Here is an 18,528-nt window from a genome sequence, read left to right on the forward strand (position 1 = left end):
GTCATTAGTCGGTTTAAGGTTAGCCTTGAACGGGTTCATCGGGGAGGTAAAACGATAAGAAATCCGCAAAAAGGTTAACTGCCCAAATGGGGCTTAAAGTTAATTTGTTTTTTGAGATTCAGGATGAACAATTACAGTTCCAAACTGCCTTCGAAGACCATTTTGGCAGGCCCGATCAGGAAAATTTCTTCAAATGTGCCGGAGTGGCTGGATTTGAATTCCACCAGGAGGTTGCCCCCCCGGGTTTGGATGCTCACGGGCGACGGGTAGCCCTTGAAAGAAGCTGCCAGGGCGGCAGCTGTGACACCCGTGCCACACGATAAGGTTTCGTCTTCTACACCCCGTTCATAGGTGCGCACCTTCAGGGCTTGGTTGGGCAGGCGCTCCACGAAATTGACATTCGTTCCGCCCGGTTTGAAGGCTTCGCTGTAGCGGATCTTGCGGCCCTCTTCAAACACGGGATAGGCATCCACGTCGTCTACAAACCGTACGATGTGGGGCGAGCCTGTGTTCAAAAAATAGTCGTCGCCTATTTTTCGGGTTTCGCCGACGGGGCTCATCTTCAGGCGGATGATGCCGGAAGGAAGTAGCTCGGCCACGTGCTCGCCGTCATAGGCGTTGAACGATGCTTTGCCGTTGACCATGCCCAGCCGGGCGGCAAATTGAACGGCGGCGCGGCTGCCATTGCCACACAGGCTTTGGGATCCGTCGCTGTTATAATATTCGAGGTTGAAGTGCAGGGTGGGGTGTTTTTCGATAAGCATCAATCCATCGGCGCCTACGCCAAACTTGCGGTCGCAGAGGGCCTCGATCTGTTGACGCGTGAGCGAAAGACCGGCTTCCCGGTTGTCGATCACCACAAAGTCGTTGCCCGTGGCTTGATATTTATAGAAATGGATTTTCACTGGAGTTTCGCTTGTTGCGTGAGAGAAGGTTGCGTTGGGGAGGATTTATTTTATTTCCTCGTAGTCGATGTATTCACCGGCCTTGTTGTTGCCCTTGCCCTTCTTGTCTTTTTTCACATCTTCATTCGCTTCAAAATTGCGGCGTTGCTGCTGTTGCTGGTTGCGAAATTGTTGAGAAGCCGCTCCCGCCCGGAAAAACAATCCGCCGATCTTATAGATCACATACGATACAAGAAATACGGTGAGGAGGAATTTGAAAACCATAAGCGTTATGCTTTAAACCGGTAAACCGGAAAACAAAGGTATAGGTTCAATTTTAAACGGACAATTCTTAACTAAAATCTTAAAGGTCAGCGTGTTTGCGATGATTTTGTCAATCGCAAACACGCTGCATTGAAAATCAGCGGCTCAAATAGAGATTACGTTCAGAATAAATCTTCATGAAATAATCGTCCATCAGGTCGTCGATGAAGTAGATGGACTCGCCGGTCGATTTCATTTCGGGGCCCAGTTCCTTGTTCACTTCAGGGAACTTATGGAAGGAGAACACGGGCTCCTTGATGGCATATCCTTTTTTGGTGGGATTGAACGTGAAGTCTTTCACTTTCTTTTCGCCCAGCATCACCTTGGTGGCGTAGTTCACATACGGTTCATCATAGGCCTTGCAAATGAACGGCACCGTGCGCGAGGCACGGGGGTTGGCTTCGATGATGTATACTTTGTCGTTCTTGATGGCAAACTGGATGTTGATCAGACCCACGGTCTCCAAGGCCAGCGCGATCTTGTGCGTGTAGTGCTCGATCTGCTTGATCACAAAGTCACCGAGGTTGTAAGGCGGCAACACGGCGTATGAATCACCGGAGTGAATACCTGCCGGCTCGATGTGTTGCATGATGCCGATGATGTACACGTCCGTGCCGTCGCAAATGGCGTCGGCTTCCGCTTCGATGGCGCCGTCGAGGAAGTGATCCAGCAACACTTTGTTTTCGGGAAGGTGTTTCCAGATGTCGAGGATGTGATCTTCCAACTCTTGTTCGTTGATCACGATCTTCATGCTTTGTCCACCCAACACATACGAAGGCCGTACCAGCAACGGGAAGCCTATGGTTTTCGATACCTCAATCGCCTCGTCTGCATTTTGAGCCACACCGAATTCAGGATAAGGAATGGCAAGTTCTTTCAGCAGGGTAGAGAAGCGTCCGCGATCTTCAGCAAGGTCGAGCGCATTGTAGGATGTGCCAATGATCTTGATGCCGTACTTGTGCAGTTTCTCGGCCAGCTTCAACGCCGTTTGTCCACCCAACTGCACGATAACGCCTACGGGTTTTTCGTGTTGGATGATGTCATAGAGATGTTCCCAGAATACGGGTTCGAAGTACAGCTTGTCGGCAATGTCGAAGTCGGTGGAAACCGTTTCGGGGTTGCAGTTGATCATGATGGTTTCGTAGCCGCATTCTTTTGCAGCCAACACGCCGTGCACACAGGAGTAGTCAAACTCAATGCCTTGTCCGATGCGGTTCGGGCCCGAACCCAACACGACGATCTTTTTCTTGTCGGAAACGATCGATTCGTTTTCGGTGTCGAAGGTCGAATAGTAATACGGTGTCTTCGCTTCAAATTCGGCGGCGCAGGTGTCCACCAGTTTGAACACGCGCTTGATGCCCATGTCGATGCGCTTGTTGTGGACGTCGCTTTCATAGCAATCCAACAGGTGGGCGATCTGGCGATCGGCATAGCCCTTCTCCTTGGCTTTGCGCATCAACTCGGCGGGGATCGTGTGAAGTTCATATTTGGAGATCTCTTTCTCCATTTCGATGAGCTCCTCAATTTGTTTGAGGAACCAGCGGTCGATGCGCGTTAGCTTCTGCACCGTCTTCAACGGTATGCCTAGCTTCAGGGCGTCGTAGATGTGGAATATGCGGTTCCAGCTGGGGTGTTCCAGACTGTAGAGCAGTTCGTCTTGTTTGGTCAGTTCTTTTCCGTCTGCGCCCAACCCATTCCTGCGGATCTCCAGCGATTGACACGCCTTCTGCAGCGCCTCCTGGAAGTTGCGGCCGATCCCCATGGCTTCGCCAACGGATTTCATTTGCAGTCCCAGCTGGCGGTTGGCGCCATGGAATTTATCAAAGTTCCAACGCGGCACTTTCACGATCACATAGTCGATGGCCGGCTCGAAGTAAGCCGTTGTAGTTCCCGTGATCGCATTCGAGAGTTCGTCGAGATTATAACCGATGGCCAGTTTCGCGGCGATCTTGGCGATGGGATACCCGGTGGCTTTCGAAGCCAGGGCCGAAGAGCGCGACACGCGCGGGTTGATCTCGATGCCGACGATCTGGTTGTCGTCGTCGGGATTGAGCGAGAACTGTACATTACAGCCTCCCGCAAACATGCCGATGCCGTTCATCATTTTGATGGCCAGGTCGCGCATGTGCTGATAGACCGTGTCGGGCAGGGTCATGGCCGGCGCCACGGTGATGGAGTCGCCGGTGTGGATGCCCATGGGGTCGAAGTTTTCGATGGAGCAGATGATGATCACGTTGCCGATGTTGTCGCGCAACAGCTCCAATTCGTATTCTTTCCAGCCCATGATGCTTTGTTCCACCAGCACTTCGTGGATGGGGGAAGCATGGAGGCCATTATTGAGGGCGTCGTCAAAATCTTCGGGGTTGTTCACGAACGCGCCGCCGGTGCCGCCCAAGGTATAGGATGGTCGAATAACGAGGGGAAAGCCGATTTCCTGCGCGATCTCTTTGCCGTCCAGGAAGGAGGTGGCGGTGCCGCCTTTGCAGACCATCACGCCCAGCTCGATCATTTTGAGGCGGAATTTCTCCCGGTCCTCGGTGGTCTCGATGGCTTTTATATCTACGCCGATGATGCGCACGCCATAGTGCTGCCAAATGCCGGCTTTGTCGCAATCAATGCAGAGGTTCAACGCCGTTTGCCCGCCCATGGTGGGGAGCACCGCATCGATATGATGCTTTTCCAGAATTTCGCGGATGGATTTCTTCGTGAGCGGTTTCAGATACACGTGGTCTGCCGTCACTTTGTCAGTCATGATGGTGGCAGGGTTCGAGTTGATCAGCACCACTTCTATACCTTCTTCACGCAGCGAACGCGACGCCTGTGAGCCGGCGTAATCAAATTCACATGCTTGACCGATAATAATGGGACCGCTACCGATGATGAGTACTGAGCGAATACTTCTGTCTCTTGGCATTGTTTTAAGATGGGAATGGGGTGAACAAAATTGCGCAAAAATAAAACACAGATCGGAATGATTTCAAAAATGGGGATATTAATTATTGGCGGGTTTTAAGCGGTCCCGCTACCGTTTGAAACTTTCCTTTCCAAAGTATTAGGGATTTTTCCAACTTTTAACGTCATAAGAAAAAGGGATGAATCTGAACGGGAAAACAAAATCGGCCAATACATACGACGCCATCGTGGTGGGTTCGGGCATTAGCGGTGGGTGGGCTGCCAAGGAGCTTTGTGAAAAGGGATTGAAAGTGTTGATGCTGGAACGCGGCAAACCCCTGGAACATCCCAGCTACCCAACCAGCACAAAAGATCCATGGCAACTGGATCATGGGGGGAAACTCACTGCAGAGGACCGGAAAAAAAGCCACGTCCAGGCCCGCCACTACAGCTTCCGTGGCGACAACAAAGCCTTCTATATTAATGACCTCGAGAATCCCTATACCGAAGTAAAGCGATTCGACTGGGTCCGCGGCAACATCGTTGGGGGAAGGTCCGTGCTTTGGGGCCGGTTGTGCTACCGCTGGAGCGATCTCGACTTCGAAGCCAACCTCCACGACGGCCACGGCGTGGACTGGCCCATCCGCTATAAAGACCTGGCACGCTGGTACGACTACGCCGAGCGGTTTATCGGCGTGAGCGGCACCCGCGAAAACATTCCCCATCTACCCGACGGCATCTTTCAGCAGGGTATGGAGATGAATTGCGTGGAAAAGGATTTTAAGCAGCGTATGGCCAAAAAATATCCCGATGTGGCCATCACCATTTCGCGTGCGGCCAACCTGACGGCGCCCGTGAAAGGAAGGGGCCAATGCCAATATCGCAACCTCTGCCACCGCGGCTGTCCCTATGGCGCCTATTTCAGCACCAACGCCAGCACGCTGCCGGCCGCCTTTGCCACGGGCAACCTGACCCTGCGCCCAAATGCTTTGGTCAACCGTGTTTTGTATGACACGGGAAAGGGAAAGGCCTCCGGAGTGGAGATCATCGACACGGAAACGAATGAGGTGGTGGAATACTATGCCCGCATCGTGTTTTTAAATGCGGCCACGCTGGCGACGGCGCATATTCTTTTGAATTCTGCATCCGATCGCTTTCCCAACGGTCTGGGGAATGGCAGCGACCAGATAGGACGCAACCTGATGGATCATCATAAAGGAGCAGGTGCCAGCGCTTCCGTGGAGGGATTTGAAGACTCTTATTATTTCGGACGAAGACCTACCGGGATCTATATTCCCCGGTTTAGAAATCTGAAAGACAAACACAAAGATTTTATCCGCGGCTATGGCTACCAGGGCGACGCCTCTCGCGGAGGATGGTCGTCTTTCACCACCAGCACCCATTTGGGAGCACCGTTGAAAGAAGCGGTTCAGCAGCCCATGGATTGGTCGATCAATTTTGGCGCCTATGGCGAATGTTTGCCCTACGCGGAAAATCGTGCGACGCTTAACCCCTCCGTTAGAGACAAATGGGGACGACCCACGCTGACCATCGACGCCGAATTCAAAGAAAACGAAAAAGCGATGCAGCGCGACATGGCTTCGACCATGGGTGAAATGCTGGAAGACATCGGTTATAAAAATGTGAAGATGCACATGAACACATCGTTTCCCGGCAACGCCAACCACGAAATGGGCACGGCGCGCATGGGACGCGACCCCAAGACGTCTGTTCTCAATGCGTTCAATCAAATGCACGAAGTGAAAAATGTCTTCATCACCGACGGCTCGGCCATGACCTCGTCGGCCTGTGTGAATCCTTCACTCACCTACATGGCCTTGACCGCCCGGGCCTGCGACTATGCAGTGAAGGAACTCAAACGTTTAAATCTTTAAATATTTTTAAAACATTCATAACCGCCTAAAACCTCAAAACAAAGAACAGTATGCGTAGTACACGAAGAGAATTCATCAAACGATCCACCGCCATTTCCATGGGTGCGTTGGCGTTCAGTGCAAAGAGTTATGCCAACATCATCGGCGCCAACGACCGCGTGCGGGTGGGAGTAGTGGGTTTTTCCGACCGGTTCAGGGGAGCGCTGTTGCCCTCGTTCATGAATCACTACAAAGAACTCAACTTCGACATCGTGGCGGTTTCCGATATCTGGAAATATCGCCGCGAAGAAGGACAAGCTTATCTGAAAGAAAAATTCGGCCACGACATCAAGGCTTGTGTGAACAACGATGAGTTGTACAAGACCAAAGACATCGACGCGGTGATCATCAGCACGGCTGACTTTCAGCATGCGCTGCACACCATCGAAGCCGTGAAAGCCGGATGCGACACCTACACGGAGAAGCCTTTTGCCGAAACCATGGAAGACAATCGCGCGGCACTGAAGGCTGTTCGCGAATCCAAGAAGATCGTGCAGATCGGATCGCAACGCCGCAGTGGCAAAAACTATCATGCAGCCAACGACTTTATAAAAAGCGGCAAGTTCGGCAACATCACCATGGTGGAACTGACCTGGAACGTTAACCAGCCAGGCCGTTGGCGCAGGCCCGAAATGGTGGCAAAACTGCGCGAGGCCGACACCGACTGGAAACGGTTTTTGATGAACCGCCCCGTGGAGGCTTTCGATCCCCGGAAATACCTGGAGTTCCGTTTGTTCTGGCCCTATTCTTCCGGCATGCCCGGCCAATGGATGAGCCACCAGATCGACACCGTGCATTGGTTCAGCGGCTTGAAACATCCGCGCAGCGCCGTATCCAATGGTGGCATTTACCAATGGAAAGACGGCCGCAAGAATTGGGACACCACCACCGTGGTCTTCGACTATGGACCGGAAACCGACCCGACGTCGGGCTTCCAGGTGATCTTTACCTCGCGGATGCACAATGGCGACGAAAATCCCGCGGAGATCTATTACGCCAACGGCGGTGAGCTGAACCTGAACACCAACAAAGTATCCGACAAAGGAGGGCTTTCCGAGAAAATGGCCAGCGCCATGGGCATGCACGCCAACCTCTTGCCCGACCTCGACCTCACGGCATCGGCCGAAAAAGTAGTGACCTCCGCCAACACGGGCGGCGACTCACTCACGTCGGCCCACATGCGCAACTGGATGGAATGCGTGCGCAGCCGCCAGGAGCCCAACGCGCCGGTCGAAGCCGGATATTCACACGCCATTGCCAGCATGATGTCAACCGCCGCAGCCCACACCGGCTCGCGCGCCACCTTCGACGAAAAGACACAAGAAGTGATGGCCAACGGCAAACCGTTCAAGTACTAGTAATCCATGTTTTTAATGCCTGCATTCCTGTCGCGAAAAATCAACGACAGGAATGCGGGAGTTTTTTCTGAACGCACCCTATGAAAAAAATATTCCTCTTCTTCCTCCTGTTGATGCAGCTTTCACTGATCGCGCAAAAGAAAAACGACGACGGTTTTCACCTCGTCGATCAAATGGATAAAAAGCAAATCGATGTGCTCTACAACGGCAAGTTGCTCACCTCCTATTACTACGCCGACTCGGCCATGAAGCCTATTCTTTATCCGATCAACTCCCTGGGGGGCATTACCGTGACACGCGGATGGCCCATGGCGCCGCGTCCGGGCGAACGTGTAGACCACCCGCATCACCTGGGGATGTGGTTGAATTATGAATATGTGAACGGCCTCGACTTCTGGAACAATTCCACGGCCATCCCTTTCAAGGACCGCGCGCACTATGGCAGCATCGTGCACCAGGCCGTGGTGCAAAGCTCGCCCGGCAAGGACAAGGCGAAGCTGGAAGTGACGGCGAATTGGGTCGACCATTATGGCAAGATCCTGTTGAAGGAAAAGACACTGTACACGTTCCAGGTAGAAGACAATAACTTTATCATCGATCGCACCACGCAGCTCACGGCTGTGGTGCCCACCGTTCAGTTCAATGATGTGAAAGACGGATTTCTCGGCATCCGCGTGGCCCGTCAACTGGAACACCCTTCCGATGAAGCCCAGATCTTTGTGGACAATCAGGGGAACTATACATCGGTGCCCGCCATTAGCAACGAGGGTGTCACGGGCGAATACCTCAGCAGCGAGGGAAAGAAAGGCAACGACGTGTGGGGCACCCGTGGCACGTGGGTGAGCTTGCGTGGGAAGATCAATCGTCAACCGGTGTCCATCACCATCATCGATCACCCAAAAAATGCCGGATACCCTACCTACTGGCATGCGCGCGGCTATGGTTTGTTTGCGGCTAACCCGTTGGGACAAGACGTGTTTAGCAAGGGCACGGAGAAGCTAAACCTGGCATTGAAAAAAGATGAATCCACGACATTCCGTTATCGCGTGGTGATTCGGTCGGGAAGCGAGTTGCCGGTCGAAGCGATTGGCAAACTGGCCAAGTCGTTTGCAAAAGTGAAGTAGCCCTAGCGCAGGATCACGATCTTCAGCGTCCGTGATGCGCCGGTGGCGGTTGTTACGATGAGGGTATACACCCCGTTGGCCAGCTGGCTTAGGTTGAGGGGATAATCATTCAGCTTGCCCTCAGCGTATTCGTCCAGTACATGTTGTCCTTGTGCGTTGAAGAGACTGAGCACGGCGTTTTCTCTTCCCGGATAATTTATCGCTACCAGGGCGGTGTTCACCGGGTTGGGATGGGCTGTTAGCTGATTCCCAATGCCCGGTTCAGCGTTTGTAACGATATCGATGTGTTGTGTAGACCTGCTCTGACAATAGTTCGATGCTGTCACGGTTAGCGAAACTACATAGGTGCCCAGGGCGTCATAGACGTGCGTCGGGCTCTTGTCGTTGCTTTCTGTGCCATCGCCAAATTCCCAGAACCATTCGGCATCGGGCGTGTCGTCGGGCGTGAATTGAACGGGCGTGCCGGGTGTGAGATCGACCGACATGGTGAAGGCTGCGGAGGGCACGGGTTTCACCGTCACGGTGAGCGCGTCGGGTGACGTGCAATTCAGAGCATTGTCGCGCACCACCACGTTGTAGGTGCCCGCGGTGCTCACCTCGATGCTTTGTGTTTTCTCACCCGTGTTCCAGGTATATTCATCGGCCTCATTTACGGAAAGTATCACCGACTCGCCGTCGCACAGTACAGGGCTGCGCGAAGTCGTGATGGTGGGATTGGACTTCACAAATATATGCGCCGCTGTGCGCAGGCTTTCATAGGATTTTTCGGCGTTTGAAACGTACAGCACCGTGTCGTTGAACATGGCCGGGGTGGAGAGGTCGGTGCCGGTGTGGATTGGCGCGCCGCCGGTAAAATCTTTGTACCAGTTGAACTTGGTTGCTCCCGTGGCGTGTAACAAGGCGCTGGATCCAAAGCAGACCTCGACATCAGCAACGGCTGGCATAGGCGCTTTCAGTGTGTAGTTGTAGACCGAGTCGGCATATTTGGCGCTGGTGATCGCATCGACCGTGTTGCTGGCCGCGTGCAGGGCGAAAGCGATCGTGATCTCTTGGCCGGCGGCGATGGTGTAGGGCCCTGAGGCTACTGCATGGCTCACGTCATTGCCCGTGGTGGGATCACCTGCCTGGATCTTGGTGAGGCCGCTGGAAATGGACAGGAATTTTTCGCTGTCGGTATAGCCGTCATAAACCCCAAAGGGATTTCCGGCAATGGTCTGATCATTGTCGATGGCATAGTACTGAGGCTTCGAGCTCAGCATCTGGATGCCCACCGTCGGCGAAGTGGTGGGCAGCGCCGGATAGATATAGCCCAAGCGCGTGGCGGCATCCCAGGAGGCGCGATCTCCGGCACCGCTGTTCTCCACATCCCAATCGGCATACAGACCCATGTAAAAACCGTTGAACGCGGTAGCAGCCGTGTTTTTGATCTTGTATTCCAGGATGATAAAATTTTGATAGGGTACATTTTTCCAAACCAGGCTGCGATACGAAACGAGCAATGACGCAGACGCCGCATCCGGGGCATTTTGAAATGCGCCGCTCACTTCGGAATAGGAGCGTGTGCCCGGTGTCGATTTCATGATCTTGGTGGCCGAGGTAAAGTCCTGGTCGTACTGACCACTCAAAGCCCGCACATTGTTGAACAGCACCGATGAAGAAGTTCCCATGATCACCCCCATCTCATACAACAGCGACCGGTCGTTGTAAATAAATCCCGAGCCGTTGGTTTGCGATTCGGGGTTGGAAAAACCGATGCGACCTGCGGAGCTGAGGGTGGTGGTGATGTTATTTTCATTGATGTCGATAAACGACGGCACGACAAAATTTAACAATTGAAAGTCTTCATAGGCGCCGTCTTTGAATGTGAGCAGGATTTCGATCGGCTGATCGATGGGCACGGTGGGCGAGAGCGACAGCTTCAACGGCGTGTTGGTGTTGCGCACCTTGCCATTCTCTGCGATGGTTCCCAGGTTAACAACATTCTGGGTGATGGTGATAAAGGTCGAGGATGACGAAAGCGTAACGGTCAGTCCACTGGACGAGGCTTTCAGATAATTTGTAAAATCAAAATACAAATTGGCATCGTCGCCCCGGTCCGGGGGTGTGCCATCATCTTTCACCAGCAGTTGTTTGCTGGCGCGGATGGAAGGACTCTGAAAGGTCAGCGCGTTGGCGATGTCCAGGCGGCCTTTGCCCAACTTGTTGATGTAGCCGGGATTTTTGTCATACAGGGTTGCATCGGATGAAATTCTCAACTGCTCCGCCACTTGCAAGGGGGTCAGGGACGGATCTACCGTCCACAACAGGGCGGCGGCGCCGGAGACGATGGGTGCCGAAAAAGAAGTGCCGCCGTCCTGGCCATAGCTGTTGTCGAAGGTGGTCGTGTAAATGTTGGAGCCCGGGGCAGAGAGGTCTACCGTGCCGCCGTAGTTTGAAAAGGAAGAGCGGACATCATTTTCATCAGAGGCCGCAACGGACAATACGTTGTCGTAGGCTGCGGGGTATAATGGTGACTCCACGTTGCTGTTGCCGGCAGCGGCGACTACCAAGCATCCCAGATCAAGTGTCACGTGGTTGATGAGGTCTTGGGCGATGCTGCTGGCGTTGCTTCCGCCCCAGGAACAGTTGATGATCTTTGCGCCGTGGGTGGCCACATACAACACACCAAAATAGGTATTGGAAGAATAAGAGGACGCGTTGTCAGGCTGATCGTCGGAGTAGTGCTTGGTGAACAACAATTTGCTTTTGAAGCCCACGCCCGCAATGCCGATGCCGTTGTTTGTTGCCGCCGCCGCGCAGCCGGCCACCATGGTGCCGTGACCAAAAAGATTTCCTTTGGGCACGGAAGGATCATTGTCGCCAATAAATCCCGGTGTGCCGACCAGCGAAGCTTTGGCGCCGGAAAAATCCCAGCCGCGGTTGTTGTCGATATAGCCGTCGCCGTTGTTGTCGAGGCCATCGAGTGGCTCGGCCGGGTCAATATAAAGTTGGCTTTGTAGGTCGGGGTGATCCAGGTCGCCGCCGCTGTCGACAATGCCGATCACGATCGATGCATCGCCCTGCGTGACGTCCCAGGCTTCGTAGGCGCGAATCACCTGGAGATAGTATTGCGAACCGATGGAGGCATCGTTCGGAGTCATCAGGGAAGACACGGTGAATTCCGGCTCCACCGTTTCGAAATATCCGGTGGCATAAAGTTCCTCGATGTAGTCATCCATCGACCGGCTTTTGTCGAAGGCAAGTTGGTAGTACAGTGAAATGTCGACGTTCAGTTTGCGGGGACCGAGACGTCCCTGTGATTTTTGCCGCTCGGCCTGCGACACGAAAGGTCGTGGCTGGGCCGACCGGATGGCGGCGGGCATTCGTGCGTTGGCGGATTTGGATTCAAAAATGCCTTTGTATTCAGGCTTGAGTTTTACCCACACCGAACCGGGAACATAGCTGGCGGGGTCAAGACGCCTTGCCGGCACTTTGCCCGTCTGGCCTTGCGCGCAAAGGAACAGGAGAACCCCCAGAAAAGTTGTCGCCAGCCGAGCCTGCATGCCTGCCAAATTTTTTTAGATCAATACTAAATACACCGGACGATATTAAAGGTAAGAAGGGATCGACAAAGAAACGCTCGAAAACACGAGAATTAATGTTTCCTTAAATCATGCCCCGGGCCTTCAGTTCCAGGTATTTGTTGATGGTGTTCACGGTCAGGTGCTCGGGCGTGGTGAGCAGGGCCTGGATGCCGTGTTGGGACAGCTCTTTGGCGATGAGTTTTTTGTCGTAGCTGAACTTCTCGGCGATGGCTTTGTAGTAGACCTCCTTCAACCCTTCGGCGGGTGTTTCGAGGAAGCTTTTCATTTCCGTGTTCTCAAAGAAGATCACTACCAATAAATGCTGTTGCGCCAATCGTTTCAAATACGGCAACTGGCGGTGAAGACCATGGATGGACTCGAAGTTGGTGAAAAGCAACAGCAGGCTGCGCTGGGTCACTTTGCGCCGCACGTGCGCAAAGAGGGTGGAATAGTCCGTTTCGCGGTAGGCGGTTTTCTGGTTGTAGAGCACCTCCAGGATCTGGAACATCTGGTTGTTCTGGCGACTGGCCGGCAACATGGTGCCGATCTTGTCTTGAAAGGTGATGAGCCCGGCCTTGTCCGATTTTTTTAGCGCCACACTGGAAATGACCAGGCTGGCGTTGATGGCATAGTCGAGCAAGCTCAGCCCGTTGAAAGGCATTTGCATGACGCGTCCCTTGTCGATGAGGCTGTAGACCTGTTGTGAGCGCTCGTCCTGGTAGTGGTTCACCATGAAATGATTTTTGCGCGCCGTAGCTTTCCAGTTGATGGTGCGGAAATCGTCGCCGTTCACATATTCCTTGATGGACTCGAATTCCATGTTTTGACCGATGCGGCGGATCTTTTTGATCCCGTATTCGGTGAGGCGGTTGGAGATGGCCAGCAACTCGTACTTGCGCATCTGGATATAAGACGGATACACCGGCACCAACGCATCGCCCGAGAAGCGAAACCGGCGCGAGAAAAGTCCCAGGGGTGAACGCGCAAATACATTCACGGCGCCAAACGAGTACTCGCCCCGTTTTGTAGGACGCAGAAAATATTTGATGACCTTCTTCTCTCCCGGAAGAATTTCCAGGGGAAACGTGAGGTCGCGCCGTTGGAATTGGTGCGGTATTTCATCGATCACCTGCAGCGCCACCTTGAACAAATAGAAATTTTCGAGGTGGATGCGGATCTCGTTGTCGTCACCGTTGGAAAGCTTTTCGGGGGTGAAGCGAGAGCCGTGCAGGCCGCGTCGCGTGCGGAAAAGCAGGATGATGTCCGTGACCATCACCGCGAGCACAAGATAGAACAGTCCCTTCGGCACCATGGTCCACGCATCGGCAATAAAACTGACGATGAAGGCGACCACCACCGCGCCGAGGGCGATGAAGAGGCGGTTGTTGAGGTATAGCGCGCGCAGCAGTTTCACTTAGCGGGGCACTTCAATTTTGTCTACGATCTGTTTCACCACGTCATCGGTGGTCACGCCTTCCATTTCTTTGTCGGGCGTGAGGATCACGCGGTGGCGCAATACGGGGAGGGCAATCACCTTCACGTCTTCGGGGGTCACAAAGTCGCGACCGTTCAGGGCTGCGAAGGCTTTCGTTGCGTTCAGGATCGCCACCGAGGCGCGTGGCGAAGCGCCAAGGAACAGCGCGGGACTGTTGCGGGTCTCGTGGATGATCTGGGCGATATAGCGCAGTACGTTGTCTTCCACATGAAGTTGGCGGACCACTTCACGGTAATTACGGATCTCTTCGGCCGAGAGCACGGCCGTTACGCCGGTGAGCGGTTGTGAGTTTTTGCGTTGGTGATGTCCGGTGAGGATGGAAACTTCCTGGTCCAGCGAAGGGTACGTCACTTGGATCTTGAAGAGGAAACGATCCAACTGTGCTTCGGGCAGACGATAGGTGCCTTCGTGTTCGATGGGGTTTTGCGTGGCCACCACGATGTAGGGAGGCTCCATGGCATAGGTGGTGCCGTCCACGGTAACTTGCCGTTCTTCCATCACCTCAAACAGGGCCGCCTGTGTTTTGGCGGGAGCGCGGTTGATCTCGTCGATGAGGACGATGTTGGAAAAGATCGGACCGGCCTTGAACTCAAAGGCGGAGTTCTTCACGTTGTAGATGGAGGTGCCCAACACATCCGAAGGCATGAGGTCGGGTGTGAATTGGATGCGGCTGAATTTTACGGAGATCACTTTCGACACCAGCTTTGCCGTTAGGGTCTTGGCCACGCCGGGAACGCCTTCAATGAGCACGTGGCCGTCGGCGAGAATGGCGGTGATGATGAGGTCCACCATTTGCTCCTGGCCCACCAGGACCCTGCCTACTTCTTCTCTTATCTTTTTGATGCTTTCGTTGAGGGCGCGCAGGTCGAGCCGGCTTTCAAATACATTTTCTTCCATGATGTGTTTTTTTCTTGAGCGTTGTGGCCGGGGTTTGCAACGGTTTAGCGATTGAATTTTTCCAGTCGTTCGTCAAACTCGATCAATATGTCGGCCAAAATAGTTTTGTTCTTTTGAATGTAGGCGATAATGTTCACCAGCGCGCGAACCTCCTCTTCCGGCTTCCCCGATTTTTGTGTCAGTGTGTGGACAAAATCTTCGTCGAACACAATGTGGGTCAGCCAATAGCGGGAGCGAAGCTGGTCTGCAAAATAGTGAATTCTTTTTTCGGCGATGTTCTTATGTTCGGCGCGCTGGTAGTAGAGGTTGCCGATCGTGTGCACAAAGTCCAGCGTGGTGTTGGTCAGGGGTTTGATGATGGGGATGATGCGTTGCTTGCGCTTCATCTCAAAGAGCATGAACACCAGCAAGGCCACGAGGGTGATGTAGTAGGCCCATCGCAGCGGTTCGGTGGTGAGGATGAAACGCAGCGGCGTGGAGATCTCCCGGCGGCCCAGGTGATAGTATTCGGTCCACCACAGCGGCGAGGAGGGCAAATAGGAGAGCGTGTTGGAAAGGAAGCGGTGGTTTTGCCCGTTCAGCAGGTAGATGTTGGTGAACGCCATGGGTGTGCTGTTCAAAATAAAACTGCCCTTGCCCCACTTCACACGGAGGGTGATCGGCTGGTTCAATTCGTTCCGGGCAATCACCGTGGTGCGCGTGGTGTCGAACCGGGTGAAGTAGTTGTGGATGTTGCCTGTCCGGAACATGTAGTGTTGCGTGGTGTCCATTGCGGGGCTGGCAAACTTCAGGTAGCTGCTGTCCTGGTTGAAGAGGTTGTTGTTGCCGGAAAACAAAAAATCGGATGTGCGCAGATCCAGCGTGTCGCCAAATTGACTATAAAAGTAGTGCGCTGAGATGAACACGGAGCCGCCTCCGTTCACATGATCCAGTAAAACATCGGTGTCTTCTTTGGAGCCTGAAAAATTGGAAGCAACGATCAATACGTTGGCGGATTTCGGCAGGGAATCCTTTAGCTCGTAGAGGGTTTTATAGGTGTGATGAACGCCTTGTGGAAACAGCGCGGGCAACACGGCGTTGAAGACATAGGCGCCATAGGGATTCCGGTCTTCCTGTGCAAAAGTAATCGTCCAGTCGTGCTGCTTCGGACTCAATAACTTCACCGCCAGGAAAAGTCCGAAGGCCGAGCAGATGTAGAGCAGGTATTTCCAATCTTTCTTCATAAACGGCCTCAGGCTAACTTGCTCCTCCAGGTGCTGAACGTTTTCTGTACGGTCGAAAACATGGTCGCATTGATATTGAAATTGCCGTACCAGGCATATTCGAAATAGTAGTTCAGCTCGTTAAAGCCGTCGTGGAGGTCTGCATTTTTTAATTCCGTAAGATAGTCGTGATTGGTCTTGCCTTGCTCCCAATGAACGAAGCCTTTGTCGGAAAGTATTTTCAACGCATACAGAAAAATGAGACGCACACCCGCGCGATGATCGTTCCGGGCAGCGGCCTCACGGATCAGTTTCTCAAAATCCATTTCATGAATGTTCTCGTCCAAAGCGCCGTAACGGATGGTGCTGGCGCCTTCGCCTGCATAGAAGATGCGGAAGGCATTGATTCGCAAGATGGTTAGAATGATCACGATGACAAGGCCAAAGCCTACCAGGAAAGTGATTACGCGGCCCCAGTTAGTGCCGACTGCGTTGCGAAACAACGCTGAGAGAAACTCTCCCAAATAGCCCATCAAGCGGTCCCACAAACTTTCTCCTACCGTGGTGGGTTCCTGGTATTGAAACGTGGGATCATTTTTTAATTCCTCTATCTGCTCGCCATTGAAACCCCGCGCGGTCACGGCAGTTGAATCCGGTGGAGCGTTGAAAACTTTGTGGTCGTCGTCATCGTCCTCTTCTTCGGAAAAAAGATTTTCGTCGTCGCCGTCATCACTCGCGTGAATGGAGTCTGTTTTCACCCCCACGGAATCTTCCTGGGCATAAGCAAGGGATGTAAACGATAAAAAGAGAATGACAAGGCCCGCGATCCGTTTCACGTTCTTCCGCAATTGTTAAGACTTTTTAGTATTGTTCTTCGTGTGTGGAGGCCGGTCCCTCGGTGCCCAGATTGTCGATGTGTTTCATCAGACCCGGGGCCTCTTTGCGTTCGACCAGATTAAAATACTGGAATGCGATGCCCAGGTTCGGCAGCGCACCCAACAGCACCTGCACCAAATAGGACAGTGAAAAGAAGGCTACGGACAGGATGTTCATACTGGACGACGGTCCCTCAAACGACTCTGTCGACGTATTGTGCAAGGTATTCACCACCGTCAGCGCATAGTAAGGGATGGAGACTACATAGGAAATGACGGTCCCGATGATGATCAGCACGAAAAGAAGACCGAACGTGCTCCACCACTTGCCCCGCACCAGCATAAAGGAACGGCCGATCGCTTCGAAAAATCCCTTGTTCTCATAGGTGCGGATAATGAATGTGAGCGAAACAGCAAATAGCGCGTAGACGAAAAAAAAGAATATGGCGAAGCCGGCCAGCACGACCAGGGCCGTCGAGATCTTGGCCAGCACGATCACGAAGATGACAATGACGAGGTAGACGGCCATCAGCAACAGGAAAAAGAAAAACACCGTACCGCAATACATCCAGAACGTACTGCGAACGCGCTCCCAAACGTCGCTGAACTCAATTTTATTGGTCTTCTTTTCGTCGTAAAGGACAATGTAATTGTTGATGGTGGACAGGGCCATCACCGAACTCACGACGGAGAGGACGATCATCAACAAGATCTGAAGCCAGAAGGTGGGTGTTGTAAAGGATTTCGTCATCATGTCCGACGCGCCGAAGCGCGCCATGCTGCTGGTGAGGGCTTGCAGATCCGTCATGAATGTGCCCACCATCAGGCCGGTAGCGATAACAGGCGGTCCCGCGATGAACAGGAGGCTCTTGCCGAGACCCTTGAAATTTTGACGAATGAACTCGAAGGTAACATTCATCTTGTTGCTGAAGTCGCGCGTACGATGAAATTCGATCACTTTAAAATTTTCCATGGCGTTTGAGGCGTAGGGGGTAGATGACAAAATAGTAAACCATGAGCAGCGCCGAAAGCGATATGATCAAAGTTTTCAGGCTCCAATGCATAAAGGCATAGCGGGTGACAAAAGACTCGATGAATCCGGCCAGGATAAAGAAGGGAACCAATCCCATCACGATCTTCAGCCCTTTCAGGCCACCCTGTTTGAACGAATCCAATCGCGAATAGGTGCCGGGAAACAACAAGCTGTTTCCCATCACGAAACCAGCCGCCCCGGCAATCACGATCGATGTCAATTCGATGGTGCCGTGCAGCATGATCACCGGAAGGGCTTGTCCCAATTGTTGCTCCACATAAAAGAACATGATGAATGCGCCGACCATCAAGCCATTGTAGAACAGGTTGAATCCCGTTCCCAGCGAGGCTAAGATCCCGAACACGAATACGCGAAAGGAAACGTAGATGTTGTTGATGGTGATCATAAAGAACATCATGAGCGGCCCACTGTCACCATACACGGCCGTGGGGTTGCCATTCTTGATGTTCTCCAGCGTCATGTTCACATAGCCGTCGCCCAGGATCAGCCGCACAAACGTGTCGTCATAGCGGGCAGAGACGGTGCCGATGACACCGGCCACGATAAAGATGATGAACGAGTACAGCAACGGTTTTTGCGTGCTGTACATCACCTCGGGCAATTCGTATTTCCAGAAGGTGACAAAACGATTGCGTTCTTCTTTTTTGTTTTTATAGATCTCCAGGTGAACCTTGCTGGCGAGCGCATTCAGATAGTGCGTGGTGCGGCTGTCGGGATATTGCGTGCGGGCAAACGAGAGATCGTCGGTCACCTGGATAAACAGTTCGGCCAGCCGGTCGGGCGGCGCCTGCTGCTGATTTTTGACAACATGTTCAAACTCCTCCCAGCGCGATTTGTTCTGTTTTATAAAAGCCGCCTCCTTCATTGTTCCACCTCTTGGATAACTTGTTTCATGGTCCCCTCGCAGGCGGACCTATTTTAAATTT

13 protein-coding genes are annotated in these 18,528 nt (G+C 53.0%); 3 read left to right on the plus strand and 10 right to left on the minus strand.

All coding sequences use genetic code 11. The annotated features are described in order from the left end of the window. Positions 1-131 precede the first annotated feature (131 nt). From dapF to carB, 3 genes are all read right to left on the minus strand, one after another. Positions 132-905 (minus strand): diaminopimelate epimerase, encoded by a 774-nt coding sequence (dapF, locus tag D4L85_RS09970; RefSeq protein WP_119754177.1) that lies wholly within the window; start codon positions 903-905, stop codon positions 132-134. A gap of 45 nt (positions 906-950) precedes the next feature. After that, a complete protein-coding gene (locus D4L85_RS09975) occupies positions 951-1,169 on the minus strand; it encodes a hypothetical protein (protein ID WP_119754178.1) in 219 nt (72 codons plus the stop codon). Between the two features lie 136 nt (positions 1,170-1,305). After that, positions 1,306-4,122, minus strand: a complete 2,817-nt coding sequence (gene carB / locus D4L85_RS09980) for a carbamoyl-phosphate synthase large subunit (protein WP_119754179.1) — start codon at positions 4,120-4,122, stop codon at positions 1,306-1,308. A gap of 178 nt (positions 4,123-4,300) precedes the next feature. Here carB and D4L85_RS09985 point away from each other — a divergent pair, with 178 nt between their 5' ends. The 3 genes from D4L85_RS09985 (at position 4,301) to D4L85_RS09995 (ending at position 8,516) form a co-directional block, all read left to right on the plus strand. Beyond that, the gene (locus tag D4L85_RS09985) at positions 4,301-5,995 is read left to right on the plus strand and encodes a GMC oxidoreductase (protein WP_119754180.1); all 1,695 of its coding nucleotides are present in this window, start codon (positions 4,301-4,303) and stop codon (positions 5,993-5,995) included. Between the two features lie 50 nt (positions 5,996-6,045). Then, positions 6,046-7,392, plus strand: coding sequence for a Gfo/Idh/MocA family protein (locus D4L85_RS09990; RefSeq protein ID WP_119754181.1), 1,347 nt, complete (start codon positions 6,046-6,048; stop codon positions 7,390-7,392). Positions 7,393-7,472: 80 nt separating this feature from the next. Next, entirely contained in the window at positions 7,473-8,516 is a 1,044-nt protein-coding gene (locus tag D4L85_RS09995; protein WP_119754182.1) for a DUF6807 domain-containing protein, read from the plus strand. 2 nt (positions 8,517-8,518) lie between these two features. On the opposite strand, the gene D4L85_RS10000 is transcribed toward D4L85_RS09995, so the two are convergent. The 7 genes from D4L85_RS10000 to D4L85_RS10030 form a co-directional block, all read right to left on the minus strand. Further along, positions 8,519-12,058, minus strand: coding sequence for a S8 family serine peptidase (locus D4L85_RS10000; protein WP_119754183.1), 3,540 nt, complete (start codon positions 12,056-12,058; stop codon positions 8,519-8,521). Between the two features lie 103 nt (positions 12,059-12,161). Next, on the minus strand, positions 12,162-13,493 hold the full coding sequence (locus tag D4L85_RS10005; protein WP_119754184.1) for a DUF58 domain-containing protein: 1,332 nt from the start codon (positions 13,491-13,493) through the stop codon (positions 12,162-12,164). Next, positions 13,494-14,471 (minus strand): AAA family ATPase, encoded by a 978-nt coding sequence (locus D4L85_RS10010; protein ID WP_119754185.1) that lies wholly within the window; start codon positions 14,469-14,471, stop codon positions 13,494-13,496. A 44-nt stretch (positions 14,472-14,515) separates the two neighbouring features. Beyond that, on the minus strand, positions 14,516-15,694 hold the full coding sequence (locus D4L85_RS10015; RefSeq protein WP_119754186.1) for a DUF4350 domain-containing protein: 1,179 nt from the start codon (positions 15,692-15,694) through the stop codon (positions 14,516-14,518). An 8-nt stretch (positions 15,695-15,702) separates the two neighbouring features. Then, positions 15,703-16,509, minus strand: a complete 807-nt coding sequence (locus tag D4L85_RS10020) for a hypothetical protein (RefSeq protein ID WP_160143641.1) — start codon at positions 16,507-16,509, stop codon at positions 15,703-15,705. Positions 16,510-16,534: 25 nt separating this feature from the next. Further along, positions 16,535-17,521, minus strand: a complete 987-nt coding sequence (locus D4L85_RS10025) for a hypothetical protein (RefSeq protein WP_119754188.1) — start codon at positions 17,519-17,521, stop codon at positions 16,535-16,537. Beyond that, the gene (locus D4L85_RS10030) at positions 17,508-18,467 is read right to left on the minus strand and encodes a stage II sporulation protein M (protein WP_119754189.1); all 960 of its coding nucleotides are present in this window, start codon (positions 18,465-18,467) and stop codon (positions 17,508-17,510) included. Before D4L85_RS10030 ends, D4L85_RS10025 begins: the two co-directional genes overlap by 14 nt. Positions 18,468-18,528 lie beyond the last annotated feature (61 nt).

It is taken from the genome of Chryseolinea soli (genome assembly GCF_003589925.1).
Classification (GTDB): Bacteria; Bacteroidota; Bacteroidia; order Cytophagales; family Cyclobacteriaceae; genus Chryseolinea; species Chryseolinea soli.